This is a genomic window from Pseudomonas nitroreducens, assembly GCF_024170165.1.
GTDB classification, from domain to species: Bacteria; Pseudomonadota; Gammaproteobacteria; order Pseudomonadales; family Pseudomonadaceae; genus Pseudomonas; species Pseudomonas nitroreducens_C.
Map to the genome: position 1 here is coordinate 899300 of NZ_JALJXP010000001.1, position 14892 is coordinate 914191.

18 protein-coding genes are annotated in these 14892 nt (G+C 65.6%); 16 read left to right on the plus strand and 2 right to left on the minus strand.

Annotated features, from left to right (window positions below):
• Positions 1–22 precede the first annotated feature (22 nt).
• From J2T47_RS04090 to trpE, 6 genes are all read left to right on the plus strand, one after another.
• Positions 23–1072 (plus strand): ABC transporter substrate-binding protein, encoded by a 1050-nt coding sequence (locus J2T47_RS04090; RefSeq protein WP_081520783.1) that lies wholly within the window; start codon positions 23–25, stop codon positions 1070–1072.
• Between the two features lie 128 nt (positions 1073–1200).
• Positions 1201–2448, plus strand: a complete 1248-nt coding sequence (locus tag J2T47_RS04095) for an ABC transporter permease (protein ID WP_253442610.1) — start codon at positions 1201–1203, stop codon at positions 2446–2448.
• Between the two features lie 18 nt (positions 2449–2466).
• A complete protein-coding gene (locus J2T47_RS04100; protein ID WP_045214142.1) occupies positions 2467–3294 on the plus strand; it encodes an ABC transporter permease in 828 nt (275 codons plus the stop codon).
• Positions 3295–3483: 189 nt separating this feature from the next.
• Positions 3484–4158, plus strand: coding sequence for a ribulose-phosphate 3-epimerase (gene rpe / locus J2T47_RS04105; protein WP_015475282.1), 675 nt, complete (start codon positions 3484–3486; stop codon positions 4156–4158).
• Complete coding sequence (locus tag J2T47_RS04110) at positions 4158–4976, plus strand: phosphoglycolate phosphatase (RefSeq protein ID WP_253442612.1); 819 nt, start codon at positions 4158–4160, stop codon at positions 4974–4976. Before rpe ends, J2T47_RS04110 begins: the two co-directional genes overlap by 1 nt.
• 72 nt (positions 4977–5048) lie before the next feature.
• On the plus strand, positions 5049–6542 hold the full coding sequence (gene trpE, locus J2T47_RS04115; protein ID WP_253442614.1) for an anthranilate synthase component I: 1494 nt from the start codon (positions 5049–5051) through the stop codon (positions 6540–6542).
• A gap of 273 nt (positions 6543–6815) precedes the next feature.
• On the opposite strand, the gene J2T47_RS04120 is transcribed toward trpE, so the two are convergent.
• Both J2T47_RS04120 and J2T47_RS04125 read right to left on the minus strand, forming a co-directional pair.
• On the minus strand, positions 6816–7142 hold the full coding sequence (locus J2T47_RS04120; RefSeq protein ID WP_253442616.1) for a pyocin activator PrtN family protein: 327 nt from the start codon (positions 7140–7142) through the stop codon (positions 6816–6818).
• Between the two features lie 119 nt (positions 7143–7261).
• Positions 7262–8032: an XRE family transcriptional regulator gene (locus J2T47_RS04125; protein ID WP_253442618.1), complete on the minus strand. Its 771-nt coding sequence runs from the start codon at positions 8030–8032 to the stop codon at positions 7262–7264.
• A gap of 410 nt (positions 8033–8442) precedes the next feature.
• On the opposite strand from J2T47_RS04125, the gene J2T47_RS04130 reads away from it, so the two are divergent.
• From J2T47_RS04130 to J2T47_RS04175, 10 genes are all read left to right on the plus strand, one after another.
• Positions 8443–8652, plus strand: coding sequence for a TraR/DksA C4-type zinc finger protein (locus J2T47_RS04130; protein ID WP_253442620.1), 210 nt, complete (start codon positions 8443–8445; stop codon positions 8650–8652).
• 19 nt (positions 8653–8671) lie between these two features.
• Positions 8672–9031: a PA0613 family protein gene (locus J2T47_RS04135; RefSeq protein WP_045212666.1), complete on the plus strand. Its 360-nt coding sequence runs from the start codon at positions 8672–8674 to the stop codon at positions 9029–9031.
• Positions 9032–9114: 83 nt separating this feature from the next.
• Positions 9115–9588 (plus strand): GNAT family N-acetyltransferase, encoded by a 474-nt coding sequence (locus J2T47_RS04140; RefSeq protein WP_253442622.1) that lies wholly within the window; start codon positions 9115–9117, stop codon positions 9586–9588.
• Positions 9589–9904: 316 nt separating this feature from the next.
• A complete protein-coding gene (locus tag J2T47_RS04145) occupies positions 9905–10249 on the plus strand; it encodes a phage holin family protein (protein ID WP_253442624.1) in 345 nt (114 codons plus the stop codon).
• Positions 10250–10266: 17 nt separating this feature from the next.
• Positions 10267–10797: a hypothetical protein gene (locus J2T47_RS04150; RefSeq protein ID WP_253442626.1), complete on the plus strand. Its 531-nt coding sequence runs from the start codon at positions 10267–10269 to the stop codon at positions 10795–10797.
• Positions 10794–11357, plus strand: a complete 564-nt coding sequence (locus J2T47_RS04155; protein ID WP_253442628.1) for a phage baseplate assembly protein V — start codon at positions 10794–10796, stop codon at positions 11355–11357. Before J2T47_RS04150 ends, J2T47_RS04155 begins: the two co-directional genes overlap by 4 nt.
• A 110-nt stretch (positions 11358–11467) precedes the next feature.
• Positions 11468–11794, plus strand: a complete 327-nt coding sequence (locus tag J2T47_RS04160; protein WP_253442630.1) for a GPW/gp25 family protein — start codon at positions 11468–11470, stop codon at positions 11792–11794.
• Positions 11791–12681 carry a baseplate assembly protein gene (locus tag J2T47_RS04165; protein WP_253442633.1) on the plus strand — a complete coding sequence of 297 codons (891 nt, stop codon included), beginning with the start codon at positions 11791–11793 and terminating at the stop codon, positions 12679–12681. The genes J2T47_RS04160 and J2T47_RS04165 overlap by 4 nt, the downstream gene beginning before the upstream one ends.
• Positions 12674–13288 carry a phage tail protein I gene (locus J2T47_RS04170; protein ID WP_243778569.1) on the plus strand — a complete coding sequence of 205 codons (615 nt, stop codon included), beginning with the start codon at positions 12674–12676 and terminating at the stop codon, positions 13286–13288. Before J2T47_RS04165 ends, J2T47_RS04170 begins: the two co-directional genes overlap by 8 nt.
• Complete coding sequence (locus J2T47_RS04175; protein WP_253442635.1) at positions 13279–14859, plus strand: phage tail protein; 1581 nt, start codon at positions 13279–13281, stop codon at positions 14857–14859. The genes J2T47_RS04170 and J2T47_RS04175 overlap by 10 nt, the downstream gene beginning before the upstream one ends.
• The last annotated feature ends 33 nt before the right edge of the window (positions 14860–14892 follow it).

Consider the following 14892-nt stretch of genomic DNA (forward strand, 5'->3'; position numbering starts at 1 on the left):
GCACACTGTGGAGACAACAATAATGTCGAAGTCCTTGAAAGCATCGGGGCTCAAACTCGCAGCGCTGACTCTGGGCGTGGCCTTCGCGGCCCAGTCCATGGCCGCTACCGACCTGACCGTGGTGTCCTTCGGCGGCGCCAACAAGAACGCCCAGGTGAAGGCGTTCTACGGCCCTTACGAGAAGAGCACCGGCAACAAGATCGTCGCCGGCGAGTACAACGGCGAGATGGCCAAGGTGAAGGCCATGGTCGACACCAACAGCGTCTCCTGGGACCTGGTGGAAGTCGAGTCGCCGGAACTGGCCCGTGGCTGTGATGAAGGCCTGTTCGAAACCATCGACCCGGCCATCCTCGGCAAGGCCGAAGACTACGTACCGGGCGCCGTCAGCAACTGCGGCGTGGGCTTCTTCGTCTGGTCCACCGTGCTGGCCTACAACGCCGACAAGCTGAAGACCGCACCGACCAGCTGGGCCGACTTCTGGGACACCAGCAAATTCCCGGGCAAGCGCGGCCTGCGCAAGGGCGCCAAGTACACCCTGGAATTCGCCCTGATGGCCGACGGCGTTGCGCCCAAGGACGTCTACAAGGTGCTGGCGACCAAAGAGGGCCAGGACCGCGCCTTCAAGAAGCTCGACCAGATCAAGCCCAACATCCAGTGGTGGGAAGCCGGCGCCCAGCCGCCGCAGTACCTCGCCTCCGGTGACGTGGTCATGAGCTCCGCCTACAACGGCCGCATCGCTGCCGTGCAGAAAGAGAGCAACCTGAAGATCGTCTGGAACGGCGGCATCTACGACTTCGACGCCTGGGCCATCCCGAAGGGCGCCAAGAAGGTCGACGAGAGCCTCAAGTTCATCGCCTTCTCGGTTCAACCCGAGCAGCAGAAGACCTACTCCGAGAACATCGCCTACGGCCCGGTCAACAAGAACGCCGTACCGCTGCTGAGCAAGGAGCTGCTGAAGGACATGCCGACCACCCCGGAAAACATGCAGGGCCAGGTGGGCATGGACGTGACCTTCTGGGCTGACTACGGCGAGCAGCTGGAACAGCGCTTCAACGCCTGGGCCGCCAAGTAAGCAAGCCCATACCACCGCCACGGCCGCCCGGACCGTGGCGGACCGGAGCCGCCGCTCCCCCTCGCGACGGCTCCTCCTGACACCACACCTTGGCCGCTTTCGGGCGGCCCGTTTTACCGGAGTTCGCTATGGCCACCGCTGTGTCGATGAACGAGGTCGCCGGCCCCACCCTCAAGCAGCGCCTGGCGCGCGCGGAGCGGATGAACCGCCTGAAGTCGCAGGCGCTGGTCCTGCCCCTGCTGGTCTTCCTCCTGCTGACCTTCCTCGTGCCCATCGCGGCACTGCTCTACAAGAGCGTGAACAACCCCGAGGTCGTCGGTGCGCTGCCGCTGACCGTCAACGCCATTTCCGAATGGGACGGCAAGTCGCTGCCTTCGGATGCGGTGTACAAGGCGCTGAGCGACGACCTGGTCGCCGCGCGCAAGAACCAGACCATCGGTGACCTGTCCAAGCGCCTGAACATGGAGCTGGCGGGCTACCGCAGCCTGCTGTCCAAGACCGCCCGCGCGCTGCCGTTCAAGGAGCAGCCGGCGTCGTACAAGGACGCAATGGAAGGCCTCGACGAGCGCTGGGGCGACCCGGCCTACTGGCAGGCGATCCGTCGCAACGCCAGCTCTGTCACGCCGTATTACCTGCTGGCGGCGCTCGATCACCGCATCGATGACCTGGGCGAAATCGCCCGCGCCACGCCCGACCAGTCGATCTACCTGGACATCTTCGCCCGCACCTTCTGGATGGGCGCGGTGATCACCCTGATCTGCCTGGCGCTGGCCTACCCGCTGGCCTACCTGCTGGCGATTCTGCCGACCCGCAAGTCCAACCTGCTGATGATCATGGTGCTGCTGCCGTTCTGGACCTCGATCCTGGTGCGCGTCGCCGCGTGGATCGTGCTGTTGCAGTCGGGCGGCCTGATCAACGGCGCGCTGCTGAAGATGGGCCTGATCGACCAGCCGCTGCAGCTGGTGTTCAACCGCACCGGCGTGTACATCTCCATGGTCCACATCATGCTGCCGTTCATGATCCTGCCGATCTACAGCGTGATGAAGGGGATTTCCCCCAGCTACATGCGTGCCGCGATCTCGCTGGGCTGTCATCCGTTCTCGAGCTTCTGGAAGGTCTATTTCCCGCAGACCGTGGCCGGCGTCGGCGCGGGCTGCCTGCTGGTGTTCATCCTGTCGATCGGCTACTACATCACCCCGGCGCTGCTGGGCAGCCCGAACGACCAGATGGTCAGCTACTTCGTCGCCTTCTATACCAACACCACCATCAACTGGGGTATGGCCACGGCCCTGGGCGGCCTGCTGCTGTTCGCCACCCTGGTGCTCTACGTGATCTATGGCTGGCTGGTGGGCGCGAGCCGCCTGCGCCTGGGCTGATGTGAGGAGAACAAGAAGATGCTGAGCCCGTACATGTCCCCGGTCGAGCGCGTGTGGTTCTACACCCTGCGCATCCTCTGCGGCCTGATCCTGCTGTTCCTGGTGCTGCCGGTACTGGTCATCGTGCCGCTGTCGTTCAACTCCGGCACCTTCCTGGTCTACCCGCTGCAGGGTTTCTCCCTGCGCTGGTACGCCGACTTCTTCAACTCCGCCGAGTGGATGCGTGCGCTGACCAACAGCATCATCGTCGCCCCGGCGGCCACCGTGCTGGCCATGGTCTTCGGTACCCTGGCGTCGATCGGCCTGACCCGCGGCGAGTTCCGCGGCAAGGCACTGGTCATGAGCCTGGTGATCTCGCCGATGGTCGTGCCGGTGGTGATCATCGGTGTAGCCAGCTACCTGTTCTTCGCGCCGCTGGGCCTGGGCAACAGCTACATCTCGCTGATCATCGTCCACGCGGTGCTCGGTGTGCCCTTCGTCATCATCACCGTGTCGGCGACCCTGCAGGGCTTCAACTACAACCTGGTGCGCGCCGCCGCCAGCCTGGGCGCGCCGCCGGTACTGACCTTCTTCAAGGTCACCCTGCCGCTGATCGCTCCCGGTGTGATTTCCGGCGCGCTGTTCGCCTTCGCCACCTCCTTCGATGAAGTGGTGGTGACCCTGTTCCTCGCCGGCCCCGAGCAGGCCACCCTGCCGCGCCAGATGTTCAGCGGTATCCGCGAGAACCTCAGCCCGACCATCGCCGCCGCGGCGACCCTGCTGATCGGCTTCTCCGTCGTGCTCCTGCTGACCCTCGAGTGGCTGCGCGGCCGCAGCGAGAAACTGCGTACCGCACCGACCTCCTGATTCACAGTGTTTCGCGGACGGTTGCGTCCCTGTGCTCACCCACAGGGACGGGATTGATCCGCGATTTTTTTTGCCCGCTTCTCACTGCAGTTCCGCACTTTTCGCATCGACTATCGGCCTAATCCCCTTCGAGCCGTCCGAGCGGCTACAATGCGCGCCATCCGTGATTTCCGCCCACAGAGGTGCGCCATGCAACCCTACGCCATCGCTCCGTCGATCCTTTCCGCCGACTTCGCCCGCCTGGGTGAGGATGTGGACAAGGTGCTCGCTGCCGGTGCCGACATCGTTCACTTCGACGTGATGGACAACCACTACGTGCCGAACCTGACCATCGGCCCGATGGTCTGCACGGCCCTGCGCAAGTACGGTGTCACCGCGCCTATCGACGTGCACCTGATGGTGTCCCCGGTGGACCGCATCATCGGCGACTTCATCGAAGCCGGCGCCACCTACATCACCTTCCACCCGGAAGCCTCGCAGCACATCGACCGTTCCCTGCAACTGATCAAGGACGGCGGCTGCAAGGCCGGCCTGGTGTTCAACCCGGCCACCTCGCTGGATGCGCTCAAGTACGTGATGGACAAGATCGACATGGTCCTGCTGATGAGCGTGAACCCCGGCTTCGGCGGGCAGAAATTCATCCCCGGCACCCTCGACAAGCTGCGCGAAGCCCGCGCGCTGATCGACGCGTCCGGCCGCGATATCCGCCTGGAGATCGACGGCGGAGTGAACGTGAAGAACATCCGCGAGATCGCCGAAGCGGGCGCCGACACCTTCGTCGCCGGCTCCGCCATCTTCAATGCACCGGACTACGCCGAGGTCATCCGCGCCATGCACGCTGAGCTGGCGCAGGCGCGCAAGTGATGAGTGCTGCACAACTGCCGTTCGCCGGGCTGCCGCGTCTGGTGATGTTCGACCTGGACGGCACCCTGGTGGACTCGGTCCCCGACCTGGCGGCGGCGGTGGACAAGATGCTGCTGGCGCTCGGGCGCCAGCCGGCAGGCCTGGACGCCGTGCGCCACTGGGTTGGCAACGGCGCACGGGTACTGGTACGCCGCGCCCTGGCCAACGACATCGAGCACGATGACGTCAGCGAGGACGACACCGAGCGCGCCCTTGAGCTGTTCATGGATGCCTACGCTGACAGCCATGCGCTGACCGTGGTCTACCCCGGCGTGATCGAAACGCTGAAGTGGCTGAAGAAGCGCGATGTCGAGTTGGCGCTGATCACCAACAAACCCGAGCGCTTCGTCGGCCCGCTGCTGGACGAGATGAAGCTGGGCAAGTTCTTCCGCTGGATCATCGGTGGCGACACCCTGCCGCAGCAGAAGCCCGACCCGGCCGCGCTGCTGTTCGTGATGAAGATGGCCGGCGTGTCGGCGGAACAGGCCCTGTTCGTCGGCGACTCGCGCAACGATATCCTCGCCGCCAAGGCTGCCGGCGTGCGCAGCGTGGGCCTGAGCTACGGCTACAACCATGGACGCCCCATCGCGGAGGAAACCCCGACGCTGGTGCTCGATGACCTGCGCCACCTGCTGCCTTGCTTCGACTCGGGCAAAGCGATAGTGTTGCCCGACTCCGCCTCAACTCCCGCTCAGCGAGACAGCACCGTGGAAACGGCTCCCCACACACTCTGGATGAAAGTCATCAAGGCCCTGGCCCGCTGGCGCTGGCGCGCCTGACATCCTTTGGCCGGTACGCCCGGCGCGTGTGTGCAACCAAGTCCGTTACCTCCTCATTCCACGAGGCTGATCATGACCCGCGAAGAATTCCAGCGCCTGGCCGCCGAAGGCTACAACCGCATTCCGCTGACCTGCGAAACCCTTGCCGACTTCGACACCCCGCTGTCGATCTACCTGAAGCTGGCCGACGGCCCCAATACCTACCTGCTCGAATCCGTGCAGGGCGGCGAGAAGTGGGGCCGCTACTCGATCATCGGTCTGCCCAGCCGCACCGTGCTGCGCGTTTACGGTCACCAGGCGAGCATCAAGGTCGACGGCGTCGAGACCGAGAGCTTCGAATGCGCCGACCCGCTGGCCTTCGTCGAGGAGTTCAAGGACCGCTACCGCGTGCCGACCCTCGCCGGTCTGCCGCGCTTCAACGGTGGCCTGGTCGGCTACTTCGGCTATGACTGCGTGCGCTACGTCGAGCAGCGCCTGGCGCAGTGCCCGAACCCCGATCCGCTGAACAATCCCGACATCCTGCTGATGGTTTCCGACGCGGTAGTCGTATTCGACAACCTCGCCGGCAAGATGCACGCGATCGTCCTCGCCGATCCGGCGCAGGCCGACGCCTACGACAAAGGTCTGGCCCAGCTGGAAGAGCTGCTGGAGCGTCTGCGCCAGCCGATCACCCCGCGCCGCGGCCTCGACTTCAGCGCGGTGAACGCCCCGGAGCCGCAGTTCCGCGCCAGCTTCACCCGCGAGGACTACGAGCGCGCCGTCGGCACCATCAAGGAATACATCCTGGCCGGCGACTGCATGCAGGTCGTGCCGTCGCAGCGCATGTCCATCGACTTCAGCGCCGCGCCGATCGACCTGTACCGCGCGCTGCGCTGCTTCAACCCGACGCCCTACATGTACTTCTTCAACTTCGGTGACTTCCACGTCGTGGGCAGTTCGCCGGAAGTGCTGGTGCGCGTCGAGGATGGCGAAGTCACTGTGCGCCCCATCGCCGGCACCCGCCCGCGGGGCGCCACCGAGGAAGCCGACCGCGCGCTGGAAGAAGACCTGCTCTCCGACGCCAAGGAAATCGCCGAGCACCTGATGCTCATCGACCTGGGCCGCAACGACGTCGGCCGCGTCTCGCAGACCGGCAGCGTGAAGGTCACCGAGCAGATGGTCATCGAGCGCTACTCCAATGTCATGCACATCGTCTCCAACGTGAATGGCCAGCTGAACGAGAAGCTCAGCGCGATGGACGCCCTGCGCGCCATCCTGCCGGCCGGCACCCTGTCCGGCGCACCGAAGATCCGTGCGATGGAAATCATCGACGAGCTGGAGCCGGTCAAGCGCGGCGTCTACGGCGGCGCCGTGGGCTACCTCGCCTGGAACGGCAACATGGACACCGCCATCGCCATCCGCACCGCGGTGATCAAGAACGGTGAACTCCACGTCCAGGCCGGCGGCGGCATCGTTGCCGATTCGGTACCGGCGGCGGAGTGGGAAGAAACCATCAACAAGCGCCGCGCCATGTTCCGCGCCGTGGCGCTGGCCGAGCACACTGCCAAGGTACATGGCCGCGACTGAGTGGTTGGTTCGATGAAAAAGCCCCGCTTTGGCGGGGCTTTTTTATTGCGGCGCAAATGACCGGGTCGTCGCCGTGCGCTTCCGTCGGGCACCATGCTTCCAGCTTGCTCCGAACTGCTCCCTCTCCCTTCAGGGAGAGGGCTGGGGAGAGGGTGCAAGCCTCAACTCCGGCGTCCTGCTTAGCACCGCTCCCCCTCCCTAACCCTCCCCCTGAAGGGAGAGGGGACTGCCTGGCGTGGTTGCTGGCTCTGGCCTCAGCCGGAAGTGTTCTGGCTACCCCGCCTGCCGTGTCTCCACCACCTGCAGGTTCGCCTTGCGCCGGGCGAGGGCGGCGTCCGCCTGCTGCGAGCGCTCCTCCACATAGGCCGCCAGGTGATCCACCGCGACGTATTGCATCGCCTTGTGGCTGTCGTCCAGCGTGGTTACCGGCAGGGCGATACGCCCGCAGGACAGCGCCTTGCTGAAATTCTCCCGGTTCAGGTTGCGGAACCAGCGCTCGCGCACCTGATCCAGGGGCACCAGGACATCCCCGAAGATCTGATAGACCAGACTCACCGTCTCCGGGCGCGGGGCATGGCGGACTTCAATGGTCGACTGCATGGGGCTCTCCTGTTCCGATGGGGTGGCGACAGCAGTAAATATAGCAAAAGTTGTATTTATCTTCAATCGACAGGCAAGAAAAACCCCGCCGAAGCGGGGCCTGTTCATTCGCGAGGGCTTCAGCGCACCAGGGTCGGCGCGCGCCGATGGCGCACGGTGGACCACCAGAACACCCAGCCGATCAGGCGGATCTGCCCGCCGTCGAACTGCTCCGGCGGGTACTCCTCATCGGGGTATTCGTCGCGGTTGAAGCTGCGCAGGCGGATGCCGCCGCCGGGCAGGCGGTAGACGAACTTCACCCGCAGCATGCCCTCGTGTTCCAGGGCGTAGATCTCGCCGTCGGTGATGTGCGTGGTGGCCGTGTCGATGCCGATGGTGGAGCCATCCATGATCAGCGGCTCCATGCTGTTGCCGGTGAGCTGGGCGCAGATCGCCGCCGCCGGATCGACTCCCGCGGCGCGCAGCGTGGCGTAGGAGAAACGCAGCTTGCGCCCTTCTATCTCGCGCACTGCGGTGCGGCCGGCGCCGGCCGCCAGTTCCACTTCCTTGTACAGGCGTAGTTCCACTTCGTCCTCGTCCAGCGGTGTGTCGCTATCCCATGGGTGCAGCGGTTCCAGTCGCAGCGGGCTGCCGTCGGCGGGGCGTGGCGCGGGTGCGCTGGTGCCTGGCGTCGGTGTGCCTTCGCCGGTGGCCAACCAGGTCGGCGAGACCCCCAGCGCGCTGGCGATCTCGATCAGCTTGCGGGTGCTCTGTGCCTTGCCCGAGGTCAGCTTGTGGATGGTGTTCTGCGAAACCCCGGCTGCTTCGGCCAGGGTTTCCTGCTTGAGGTTGCGCGAGGCCATTGCCTGTTTCAGGCGGCTGGCCAGCGTCGATGAGGAAGTCTTGTCCATGGCAGCACTCTACCTCCTGGGTTGTAGTGTGTAAATAGCTTTGGTGTTGACTTGATATAGCTATGGTTGTAATCATAAAAACCAGCAGCCCACCGGACAGATGTAAACCGGTTCGGCTGAAGGGAGGCAGTGGCTTCCCAAACCTCGGTAAGGAAACCGTGGGTTGCCTGCAGGCCGTGACGAGCGGGGCAGGCTGGAGGACGCGGGCGGGCCAGGGAGGCATCGCCCGTGTACCGGCAAGGGATGCCGTCCGATGAGCCGGCGTCCGCGACGAACAGATCGCGACTGACCACCTGCAGGCGGCCGAAGGCTCGGCGACCACGGAGGGCATGTCGCCAGGAGGACCCTCATGAACCAACACCTGAACTGGGCGATGCAGCCCGAATCCACCGCCCCGGCGGAGGTGCGCCGTGGCTGATATCGCCGACTACGCCAACGACCTGATGCTGGAGCGCATCGAGGACATGCTGCACAGCCGCCGCTCCTCGGCGGCCATCAGTTCCGCCGAGTTCTGCGAAGACTGCGGCGACGACATCCCGCCGGCGCGCCGCCTGGCGGCACCGGGCTGCACCCGCTGCATCGACTGCCAGGCCCTGGATGAACTGGAGCGCCGGCACTGAGCCGCGCCGGAGGAACGCCGTGATCAAACCCATCGACGAAATGCTCAAGCTCTGGGCCGAGGAAATGCACAACCCGGGCAGCGCCGGCGGCGGTTATGCCGGCGGCAACCTGCTGGCGATGATGATGGCCAACAAGGGCGAGATGATTCGCGGCACGCGGGGCAGCAAGGTGATCCTCGACCGTGTTGCCGAACTGGACCTGATCATCAACCACCTGCCCGACGAGCAGAAGGACGTGGTCACCGAGCACTACCTCAACCGCGACAGCGAGGCCTCGCAGAAGTACCGGCACTGCCGCTGCAGCCGCAACACCTTCTACCTGCGCCTGCATGTGGCGCACCAGAGCATCCAGTCGCGACTGATGCGCCGCGTCGCCTGATCCTTTCCTTTCTTCATCCGAAGCCCGGCCCCGCGCCGGGCTTCGTGCTTTTCGCGGGCGCCCTTGGGCTATGCTCGCCGCCCATGACGACACCACTCCTGATCCGCCGCGCTGATCCCGCCGACACCGGTGCCATCCTGCGCATCCTCGGCGAAACCTACGAAGCCACCTGGAAGCCTGAGCTGAGCGCCGAGGCCATCGCGCGTTTCCAGTCGTCCGCGCGCACCGCCGCTTATGTGAGTGAGCGCCTGAGGCATTTCGCAGTCGCCTGCATCGACGGCGAGGTGGTCGGCCTGCTCGACTGGCGCGACGACTTCATCGATGCCCTGCATGTTTCTCCCCGTCATCAGCGCCTGGGAATCGGAGCGGCACTGCTGCATCACGCAGAGGCCGCCATCGCCTGTGAGGGGTATGCATGTGTTCGCCTGGAGACCGACACCTTCAACCGGCAGGCGCGCGCCTTCTATGGCAAGCACGGCTATGCGGAGGTCGATTTCTACCCCGACGAGGAGTGGCACAGCGGCTTCACCACCGTGCTGATGAGCAAGGCTCTCTGAAATTTCCGAAGGGGGATTTCGGCGTTTCGACAGCACATTGCGGTGTGTCATCTGCGTATTGCAGCGCATTCCCCAAGAAGCCTTGTTCTGGCGGGAATCGGGGGGTAAAAAGTAGTCATTCTTGTAAAGGTGCGTCCCCAGGGAGCACAACGCGAAACACCGAAAAGCCCGGCCACTGAGCCGGGCTTTTTCATGCCCGCGTTTTCTGATCCGCCGGTTGCGGCGGGTGGCCGGCGAGGACGCCGGCAGTCATCCCCGGCTGGCTGATAGCCGCCGGTTTCGCCCGTTCGCGGGCGTCTTTATCCAAGGTGAGCCCATGGGCAACGAACCTCAGACCCTGGCCGACGTGCCTTTGTGGGGGCTGATCCTGCTCGCGGTCGCGGGCGGCATCAGCGGTGAAATGTGGCGCGCCGACAAGGCGGGCCTGGGCGGCTGGCGGCTGCTGCGGCGGCTGGCGCTGCGCTCGGGCGCTTCCATCGTCTGCGGCATGGCGGTGATGTTCCTCGCCATGTCCTGCGGCACCTCGCTGACCCTGGCGGCCGCCATCGGCAGCCTGACCGCGGCGGCCGGCGCGGAGATCGCCGTCGGCCTTTATGAACGCTGGGCGGCGAAACGCCTGGGTGTCTGCGAACTGCCGCCGAGCGAGCGCGGGCAGGAGTGAAGCTGCAAGGAGACGATATGTCCGAACAACCTTTGACCCTGGCGCTGCTGCTCGATGCGGTGGAGCAGACGCTGAGCGCTCGGCTGACCGAGATCGGCAGCATCCTGCGCGGCCCGCTGAAGCAGGCTCCGGCGACGCTCCCCGCGCTGGCGCTGGAATACGCCGGCATGCTGCCAGGGCGTGATCCCGGCAATGGCCAGACGGCGCTGATCTGTCGGCTGCAGGCGCGCCTGCTGGTGACGCGCGATGACGCCGCGGCGGAAGCGCTGGCGCTAAGCAATATCGCCGCGCTGGCGGTGCTGCTGCGCGCACAGAACTGGGGGCTGGAACTGGAGCCGGTGAGCTTCATCCAGGCCCAGCCGGAAGTCGACAATCCGGCACTCGCAGCCTGCCGCGTGTGGCGGGTGGAGTGGCAGCAGCCGGTGCTGCTGGGCGAGACCGAGTGGCCCTGGGAAGACCAGCCGTCGGGCAGCCTCAGGCTCGGCTTCGATCCGCAGACCGGGCCCGGCCACGAGGACGATTACTTCGATCCGGGAGCCCTGCAATGAACCAGGACTACGTGAGCGCCGAACACGACCGCATGCTCGCCGCCCTGGTCATGCCCTGCGAAGTGGTGGCCGTGGACCTGGCGGCGGCGCGAGTGCGCGTGCGCTCCGGCGAGTGGACCAGCGCCTGGGTGCGCTGGCACGCCCAGGCGGCCGGCGTCGCGCGGCACTGGCGGGCGCCGAGCCTGGGCGAGCAGGGCGTGCTGCTCAGCCCGTCCGGCATGGCGGCGATGGGTACCTTCGTGCCGGGGTTGTTCGGTGCCGCTTCGGCGCCGCCGAACAACCGTGGCGAAGTCGAGAGCTGGCATTTCCCCGATGGCGCGGTGCTCAGCTACGACTGGCAGGCGCATCGCTACGACCTGCAGATGCCGGCCGGTACCGCCACGGTGAAGGTAGGCGCCACGCAGGTGGTGATCGATCCCGGTGCAGTGAACGTCACGGCCGCCAGCATCCAGTTGACCGGTCCGGTGAGCATCAAGGGCGCGCTGACGGTGAACGGCAACATCAGCAGCACCGGCTCGATCATGGATACCGCCGGCAACAGCAACCACCACACCCATTGAAGTCGCTTCGACTTCCAACCCGGGCCCGCCACGTGCGGGCCTCTGCATTTCTGGAGACCTGCCATGGGCAACTTTTCCCGTGCGCACCCTGAGCGACGGAGGGCGCGGCGATGATCGGCATGGATCGACGCAACGGCCAGCCGCTGAGCGCGCTGGCGCACCTGAAGCAATCCATCGAGGACATCCTCACTACCCCGCTGGGCAGCCGGCGCATGCGCCCCGAGTACGGCAGCCGCCTGCGGCGCATGGTCGACCTGCCAGTGACTGAAGGCTGGAAGGGCGCGGTGCAGGCCGAAGTGGCCCGCGCCATCGGCCGCTGGGAACCGCGCCTGCGCCTGAGTTCGGTGCAGGTGGTGGCGGTGGTCGCCGGCAGCGTTTCGCTGCGCCTGCGCGGCGTCTACCAGGGTGACGAGATCGCACTGGAGGTGGCGGCATGAGCCTGATCGACCTGTCCCAACTGCCGGCGCCGCAGGTGGTCGAGAGCCTCGACTACGAGAGACTCTACGACGAGCTGCTGGCGGATTTTCGCACTGCCATGGGCACCGGCTGGACCGCCGCGGTGGAGTCCGATCCGGTGGTCAAGCTGCTGGAGCTGGCGGCCTACCGCGAGCTGCTGCTGCGTGCGCGGATCAACGATGCTGCCCGCGCGGTGATGCTCGGTTATGCGACCCAGGGTGATCTCGACCAACTGGCTGCCGGCTACAACGTCAAGCGCCTGGTGATCCAGCAGGCGGATGCCACGACCTCGCCACCGACCCCGGCCGTACTGGAGGGCGACGACTCGCTGCGTAACCGCACCCAGCTGGCCTTCGACCAGCTCTCGGTGGCCGGCCCGCGCAATGCCTACGTGGCTTTTGCGCTCGGCGCCGACGGGCGCATCGCCGATGTCTCGGCGATCAGCCCGCAGCCGTGCGAGGCGCTGGTCAGCGTGCTGTCTTCCGAAGGCGACGGCGCGGCGTCGGCCGACCTGCTGGATGCCGTGCGCCAGGCGCTGAACGACGAAGACGTACGCCCGGTGGGCGATCGTCTCACCGTCCAGTCCGCCGCCATCGTGCCCTACCAGGTCGACGCGCTGCTCTACATCTACCCCGGCCCGGAAGCCGAGCTGATCCAGCAGGCTGCCGAGGCCTCGCTGCAGACCTACATCGCCACCCAGCGTCGCATCGGCCGTGACATCCGCCGCAGCGCGCTGTTCGCTGCACTGCATGTGGAAGGTGTGCAGCGCGTCGAACTGGCCAAGCCGGCGGCTGACGTGGTGCTCGACTCGACCCAGGCGGCGTATTGCAGCGGCTACCAGATCCGTGTGGGTGGCTCCGATGAGTAGCCGTCTTCTGCCGATCAACTCGACGCCGCTGGAGCGTGTGCTGGCCGACGTGCAGGTCGGTGATCTGCCGGTGCCACTGCGCGAGCTGATGGACCCGCAACGCTGCCCGGTGGCGCTGCTGCCGTATCTGGCCTGGGCCTGGTCGGTGGACCGCTGGGACCCGGCGTGGAACGAGGCGGTTAAGCGCAAGGCGGTGGCCGCGGCTTTCCGTATCCACCAGCACAAGGGAACCATCGCTGCGCTGCGGCGGGTAATCGAGCCGCTGGGTTACCTGATCGAAATCATCGAGTGGTGGCAGGGCTCGCCCATGGGCGAGCCGGGCACCTTTCGCCTGCGCATCGGCGTGCTCGACAGCGGTATCAGCGAAGAGATGTACCAGGAGGTGGAGCGTCTCATCGAAGACGCCAAACCGCTCACGCGGCACCTCATCGGGCTGGATATCAGCCTGGAATCCCAGGGGCGGATCACCGTCGGCTCCGGGCAATACGACGGCGACATCGTCACCGTCTACCCCTACCTCCCGGATGTGATCGAAGCGATCGGCAGCCACGGCTTGCCGGGCCGGGAACACACCATCGATAGCTTGAGTGTCTACCCATGGCAGTAACCTACTACGCACTACTCACCACCATCGGTGCCGGCAAGCTGGCGAATGCCACCGCGCTGGGCACCACCCTGAAAATCACCCAGCTCGCAGTCGGCGACGGCGGCGGCAACGTGCCGAACCCCGACGCCAGCCGCACCCAGCTGGTCAACGAAGTCCGCCGCGCGCCGCTGAACCGCCTGAGCGTCGACCCGGCGAACAGCGCGCAGATCATCGCCGAACAGGTCATCCCCGAGGACGTGGGTGGCTGGTGGATCCGAGAGATGGGCCTGTACGACGAAGCCGGCGCGCTGATCGCCTACGCCAACTGCGCGCCGTCCTACAAACCGCAACTGGCCGAAGGCAGCGGCCGTACCCAGACCGTGCGCATCGTGCTGATCGTCAGCAATGCGGCGTCGGTGGAATTGAAGATCGATCCGAGTGTTGTGCTGGCGACGCGGGAGTATGTCGATTCGGCTTTCCTCACGCGAGTGGCCTCGGCGACCAGCCTCGGAGTTGTCAAACTGGCAACAGCGGCAGAGGTGCAGGCGGGCACGGAGGCGACTCACAGCATTACGCCTGCCACCTTGGCAACTCGAACTGCCACGGAAACGCGTACGGGCTTGGTTGAGCTGGCCAGCGCCGCTGAGGTGCAAGCCAAGATCGATACCACTCGAGTTGTCACCCCGGCTGGGCTTTCCTCTTGCAAGGCATCCGAGACAGCATCCGGATTGGTAGAGCTCGCCACCAATGCGGAAACCGCGTCCGGAACTGATGCGGAGCGTGCAATTACACCATTGGGATTGACGGCTCGTACTGCAACCGAAACGCGTACAGGCCTGGTGGAGCTTGCGAGCGCTGCTGAGGTGCAGGCCAAGGTCGACACCACTCGAGTTGTCACCCCTGCGGGGCTTGCATCCTGCACGGCATCCGAGACGGCGTCCGGATTGGTTGAGCTCGCCACTATCGCTGAAACAGTGTCCGGAGCTGATGCGGAGCGTGCGGTGACGCCGGCAGGCTTGAGTGCTCGAACGGCGACTGATACACGCGCGGGATTGGTGGAGTTGGCTACAGCCGCGGAGGTTCAGGCTAAGACTGACACCGCAAGGGCGATCACTCCTGCTGGCTTGGCGGCGTGCACAGCGACTGAGACCCGGGCCGGACTGGTTGAGCTTGCGACGACTGCCGAGGCGGCAGCTGGAACGGATACGGAGCGAGCGGTGACTCCCGCAGGCCTCGCATCGGGCATCAGTTCACGCTTTAGCGCTGAAAACGTCTGGCGATCTGCGTCTGTAGTTCTCAACGTGGCTGGCGCCGTCAAGTACGAACGCTTGCCTACGGGCCTGGTGCGAATGTTCGGCACGGTCATCCCTACCGGTAATAGTGAGGGCAAGGGGACTGTGCGGGTCAACTTTCCGTTCGCGTTGAGCGCCGTCTGGTCAGTAGTGGCGACCGAGTTCCAGGCCGAGGCGACCGTCGGCTCGGGAATTCAAGCATCTCCCAGCGTAGTTACCGGTTCCTACGTGGACATCTGCTTCAAGACGTTGCCCAACGGTGCCCTGCGAATCGAATACCAAATACTTGGAAGCGTCTGAAGCCGCGCTCTGGCGGTCGCTTCCGAGCAACTT

Bases quoted from the DNA above. Each gene is read 5' to 3' on its own strand.
- J2T47_RS04150 (WP_253442626.1), top strand. From the start codon at position 10,267: ATGTCCGAACAACCTTTGACCCTGGCGCTGCTGCTCGATGCGGTGGAG.
- J2T47_RS04110 (WP_253442612.1), top strand. From the start codon at position 4,158: ATGAGTGCTGCACAACTGCCGTTCGCCGGGCTGCCGCGTCTGGTGATG.
- J2T47_RS04175 (WP_253442635.1), top strand. From the start codon at position 13,279: ATGGCAGTAACCTACTACGCACTACTCACCACCATCGGTGCCGGCAAG.
- rpe (WP_015475282.1), top strand. From the start codon at position 3,484: ATGCAACCCTACGCCATCGCTCCGTCGATCCTTTCCGCCGACTTCGCC.
- J2T47_RS04145 (WP_253442624.1), top strand. From the start codon at position 9,905: ATGGGCAACGAACCTCAGACCCTGGCCGACGTGCCTTTGTGGGGGCTG.
- trpE (WP_253442614.1), top strand. From the start codon at position 5,049: ATGACCCGCGAAGAATTCCAGCGCCTGGCCGCCGAAGGCTACAACCGC.
- J2T47_RS04125 (WP_253442618.1), bottom strand. From the start codon at position 8,032: ATGGACAAGACTTCCTCATCGACGCTGGCCAGCCGCCTGAAACAGGCA.
- J2T47_RS04140 (WP_253442622.1), top strand. From the start codon at position 9,115: ATGACGACACCACTCCTGATCCGCCGCGCTGATCCCGCCGACACCGGT.
- J2T47_RS04170 (WP_243778569.1), top strand. From the start codon at position 12,674: ATGAGTAGCCGTCTTCTGCCGATCAACTCGACGCCGCTGGAGCGTGTG.
- J2T47_RS04090 (WP_081520783.1), top strand. From the start codon at position 23: ATGTCGAAGTCCTTGAAAGCATCGGGGCTCAAACTCGCAGCGCTGACT.
- J2T47_RS04160 (WP_253442630.1), top strand. From the start codon at position 11,468: ATGATCGGCATGGATCGACGCAACGGCCAGCCGCTGAGCGCGCTGGCG.
- J2T47_RS04100 (WP_045214142.1), top strand. From the start codon at position 2,467: ATGCTGAGCCCGTACATGTCCCCGGTCGAGCGCGTGTGGTTCTACACC.
- J2T47_RS04165 (WP_253442633.1), top strand. From the start codon at position 11,791: ATGAGCCTGATCGACCTGTCCCAACTGCCGGCGCCGCAGGTGGTCGAG.
- J2T47_RS04155 (WP_253442628.1), top strand. From the start codon at position 10,794: ATGAACCAGGACTACGTGAGCGCCGAACACGACCGCATGCTCGCCGCC.
- J2T47_RS04120 (WP_253442616.1), bottom strand. From the start codon at position 7,142: ATGCAGTCGACCATTGAAGTCCGCCATGCCCCGCGCCCGGAGACGGTG.
- J2T47_RS04095 (WP_253442610.1), top strand. From the start codon at position 1,201: ATGGCCACCGCTGTGTCGATGAACGAGGTCGCCGGCCCCACCCTCAAG.